Origin of the sequence: uncultured Lamprocystis sp. (assembly GCF_903933125.1) — a bacterium.
GTDB lineage: Bacteria > Pseudomonadota > Gammaproteobacteria > Chromatiales > Chromatiaceae > Thiodictyon.
Genome location: NZ_CAIZIZ010000080.1, coordinates 1 through 4,253 on the forward strand (window position 1 = coordinate 1; position 4,253 = coordinate 4,253).

A 4,253-nucleotide genomic window follows, 5' to 3' on the forward strand; every position below is an offset into this window, starting at 1 on the left:
CACTTGGACATTGGGCAAATCTCGCAATAGCTCTATTGCTTGTCTGAGTGGCTCGTTGTTGGAGTCCATGATGACCTTCAAAACCTCGTAAGATGCTGAAATATAAGTATATCATAACCTACTGAGATCCCGAAGAGCCTGCCGCTCCACGCCAAATTCACGCCCCAAACGCATCAAATCGGCCTTCTGCGGCCCCCCGCCGACCAGTAGCAGTTGCACTTGGGGAAACTCGGCAATGATTCGCGGCAAGGCGCGCACAGCCAGGGACAGCCCTTCGTACGCATAGAACGAGCCGAGATAGCTGAGTACGGTTGCCGTGCCGATTCCCAACTCGGCAGCTAACGCCTCATCCCGTGGCAACCCGTAATGAAAGTGCGCCAAATCGACGGCATTTGGAATCACCGTCACCTTCGCTGCGGCGATACCACGCGCGACAATATCCGTATGCAGGCCGTCGCAAATACAAACGACCGCGTCACAATGACGAAAGACCCAGGTCTCCAGATGCCTGGACAACCGATAACGCAACCCCCACTCGGTACTCGTGCCGTGATCCGCGGCAGCGTCCTCCCAGAACGCGCGACACTCATACACGACCGGCAAGTGACAGCGACGACCGGCACGGATTGCAGCGATGCCATTCAAACTGGGCGAGTGCGCATGCAATAAATCGGGGCGTTCCAGCGCGATGACTTCCAAGAGTCGTCGTTCCAGCCCGCTGACAATGGACAACTGGTTCAACACCGGCAATTTGGCAGCCGTCGGGGCGCCGAGGGCGGTACGATAGAAACTCAGACCATCCACTTCCTCGACCACTGACTGCGAACCCGGATGCTTGGCCGACGTCACCTGGACCGTCTCCCAGCCAAGCGCCCGCTGCTGTTCCAGAATTGCCCGGGTGCGAAAGACATAACCGCTATGCAGTGGGAGCGAATGATCCAGGACGTGCAGAATCTTCACGCGGCGAGTTCCCTCGTGACGCTGACCTTACGGCGGTCTTGGCAATCGAAGATCCCGGCTACACCACACATAGGGTCTCCACAATCACCAACGCGATATCCCAGGTTGTGTCGGGTCGACCCGATGCGCCAGCAATTCGTCGTACAACGACAAGTACGCATCGACACAGGATTTCCAATCAAATCGCTGCATCACCTCAGCACGCGCCGCGGCGCCACAGCGCGATCGACGCGCTTCATCCGTAATGAAATCGTACATTGCTGACGCCAACGCCCCAGCATCCCCAGCGGACACCAAGGCGCCGGTCCGGCCATGCGTCACCAGTTCAGGATTGCCCCCCACCCGAGTCGCAATGACAGGAACCCCGGTGGCCATGGCCTCCAGGATGATATTCGAAACTCCCTCACCGAGCGACGGTAACACGAACAGATCGAACAGCCGCATCAGGTCGGCAACATCGCTACGGTCACCGGTGAACCACACCGCGTGGGATACACCACAGGCCGCCGCTTGCTGCTCCAGTTCATGACGCAGTCCCCCCTCTCCGACCACGACCAGACGCAGACGCGACGCCAAGTCCCGGTTCCGACGAACCAAGTCGGCGAACGCGAAGAGCAGAGTCCGCTGATCCTTGACTGCTACCAGTCGCCCGACGGTCCCAATCACCAGCGCCCCAGCCGACAGGAACCCCGACGGTCCAGGGTCGGTACGCGCCCCCACTGTGGGTGAAAACTGATCGGCGTCCACACCATTATAAATCTGCCTGATACGCACCGGTGGAACCCTGACCCTGGACTCAAGCCAGGCTGCAAGATCCTTGCTGACCGCAACATAACGGTGGACGATCGGACGAATGAGCCGGCGCAGCACATTGTACTTGCGGTTATTGCCTTCGAGATCGAAAACATCGCGGCCGTGTTCCCCGTGAACACGTTTAACTCCAGGCAAAAAGAGCGCGGGGATTTGCGCCTCGAGCGTGGCGAGATTACGCGTATGTACAATCGCCGGGCGCATAGCCCGGAGGGCCGACCAGAGGCGAACATACGCGGAGAAACTATGCCCCGCGGGGCACCGCAGTGCGACGATCGGCACATCGTGCCGAACCACGCGCGACGCGAACAACCCCGCGTCGGTAAAACAGAGAATCGCGTGCCGATAGCGGTCAGGCGGGGTTCTGTTGATAATATTCACGAGTCCGTTCTCCAGCCCACCCGTGCCGAAACCGTATACGACGTGAACGATCCGCGGTGACTTGAGGCCACGCTCAATCATGGCGGCGCAGCAATCGAACGTGCAATCTCCGCCTCCAGCGACGGCAACATCACCGCAAGAAATCTCTCGAGCACCGCTGCCGCCTCGTCCGCATTGACATCATAAGGTGCAGCCACGGCGATCAAAGTCCCGGCACGCGCCCCTCCCCACAGCCGATAGGCCGCCTCGATCAGCTTGGCACGATAGGGACTACTGGTGCTGACATCACCAACACGATACCAGTTCCATACCAATAGACGGTCGTCATCGTACCGTGACGCGATACGGCTCTGATTTACGGTGAACGGCCCGGTCGGAAGGCGAATCGCGCGTGTCGATATCTCCTTGTCGCTCCACTGCTGATCCCGTGTCGAGACCATCTGATGAGCGGAACTCACCAGCTCTGCGCCTTGTCGCTGGGAACGAAAAACACCGAGATAGACACCGACCGCTCCGGGGCGCCCACGATAAAAAACAGAGATCTCACCGTCAGGAGCCACGACGCGCGGACGCCAAGACCAGAAACCCTCCGACGCATCCTGCCAATCGCCTACCGCCGCCGGAACCTGTAAGGCGACCAGAGTGATCCGACACCCGTTCCAATCCCCACATCAGGCTTGGCCAGACTCCCGCGGCCAACAGCACGGCGACTCCCACGCTGCCAACGCCACGCGCGTCACCCCCCCCCATTCAATCCCGCGCGGACCTTTCCCACTGGATCACGCCACATGGATCCGAACCAGAACATAATGGCGATGACGATTCCGAAGAACACCCAACCATAGATCAGATGATCGACACCGGTTGCCAGTTTCATATTGCTCAGATGTCCGATCATCACGATCAGGTAAGCGCGCAGCCCATTGGCGAACACCGGCACGACCACGGAGAACAGGACAAATACCAGACGCTTCCACAGAAAGCTGAAGTTCAGATAGGCGAACAACATCCCGAGGGTCACCGACGCCAGCAGGTAACGAACCCCGCTGCATTCTTCGACAACTGACCAATCACCACTCGGCAGCGAGAAAAAAGTCCCGTCGCGATACACCGGTATCCCGGTGAGGCGTAGCAGCCCGACAGTGAAATCAGCCGTCAGGTTCATCAGTGGGTAGGTGAGCGCTTCGCCCGCCGGAACGGCAAGCAGTAAGAACCCGAGCGGGAAGGCCAGAAAGCGCGTTACCGGCGTACCCACTATCGACCAGATCGCAAGAATCAACAGGCAAACGAATCCATACTGCTGAATCACCAGCACATCCGTTAAGCTACCGAGAAGCCATACGCTGCCAACTGGAAGCATCAGCAGCGTTGGCACCAGCGTCGGCTGCGGTACCGCGTTGGCGAGACCCGCCCGCTTCTCCCATATCAGCCACAGGCTGATGGGAAGGACAATGGCGCCGTGAGCATAGGTATCCGATCGCAGCCAGATCGACACCAGCGACCACACGGTTGGAAAGAACAGCCAGAGCAATACGAGGAGGACGATAGCGAGCCCAGGCAACGCGACCGCCCAGCTTACACGAGGTGAAAGAGAATTCTCGCTTGCAGGTTCCATAAAGTCTCTATTCGTCGCACAGCGGAATGAGAAGCGCAGGTAGAGCAGATGGAGCCTTGATCATCGTTCCAGCCAGCGCCTCATCATCTGGAGCCCAAGGCTTGCGCCGTGGCCCTTGCCATCCTGGGCTGAATCCTTGGACACCAGATCGCGACCCCCGAAACGTTGACCAAGGTCGCGCCCGGATCGGTGAAGCATCGGCCGCAGCGGATCGGTCTGGAGTCACGTCAGCGCTCCCCGAGAACTAACGCGACCATCTGCTCCGCGGACTCGGCCCAGCCATAATGCGCTTCAACAAGCCGCCGTGCGGCAGGACCTTGATTCGGTGCGCATCCGCTCAACACTGCGGGCTCTCTGGGATTTCCCGTGGCAATTTACCGTAACATAATCAATAAGATATTGTGCATCGTCAAAATTTACTGACCCCTGTCATGGTCGGCACTGCCGCACCGTAATGCGTTGATTTTTCAAGCATACAGCTTGTACC

At 58.9% G+C, this 4,253-nt stretch carries 4 protein-coding genes; all 4 read right to left on the minus strand.

All coding sequences use genetic code 11. From position 1 onward, the window contains the following. Positions 1 to 111: 111 nt before the first annotated feature. The 4 genes from QZY03_RS03400 to xrtA all read right to left on the minus strand — a co-directional run bounded on the left by QZY03_RS03400 (position 112) and on the right by xrtA (position 3,766). Positions 112 to 960 carry a glycosyltransferase gene (locus QZY03_RS03400; RefSeq protein WP_295578338.1) on the minus strand — a complete coding sequence of 283 codons (849 nt, stop codon included), beginning with the start codon at positions 958 to 960 and terminating at the stop codon, positions 112 to 114. A gap of 84 nt (positions 961 to 1,044) precedes the next feature. Next, positions 1,045 to 2,232 carry a TIGR03088 family PEP-CTERM/XrtA system glycosyltransferase gene (locus QZY03_RS03405; RefSeq protein WP_295578340.1) on the minus strand — a complete coding sequence of 396 codons (1,188 nt, stop codon included), beginning with the start codon at positions 2,230 to 2,232 and terminating at the stop codon, positions 1,045 to 1,047. Continuing rightward, positions 2,229 to 2,798 (minus strand): exosortase C-terminal domain/associated protein EpsI, encoded by a 570-nt coding sequence (locus QZY03_RS03410; RefSeq protein WP_363168674.1) that lies wholly within the window; start codon positions 2,796 to 2,798, stop codon positions 2,229 to 2,231. The genes QZY03_RS03405 and QZY03_RS03410 overlap by 4 nt, the downstream gene beginning before the upstream one ends. An 89-nt stretch (positions 2,799 to 2,887) precedes the next feature. Next, the gene (gene xrtA / locus QZY03_RS03415) at positions 2,888 to 3,766 is read right to left on the minus strand and encodes an exosortase A (RefSeq protein WP_295578343.1); all 879 of its coding nucleotides are present in this window, start codon (positions 3,764 to 3,766) and stop codon (positions 2,888 to 2,890) included. Positions 3,767 to 4,253 lie beyond the last annotated feature (487 nt).

Coding starts and splice junctions, on each gene's coding strand:
- xrtA (WP_295578343.1), bottom strand. CDS start 3,766: ATGGAACCTGCAAGCGAGAATTCTCTTTCACCTCGTGTAAGCTGGGCG.
- QZY03_RS03405 (WP_295578340.1), bottom strand. CDS start 2,232: ATGATTGAGCGTGGCCTCAAGTCACCGCGGATCGTTCACGTCGTATAC.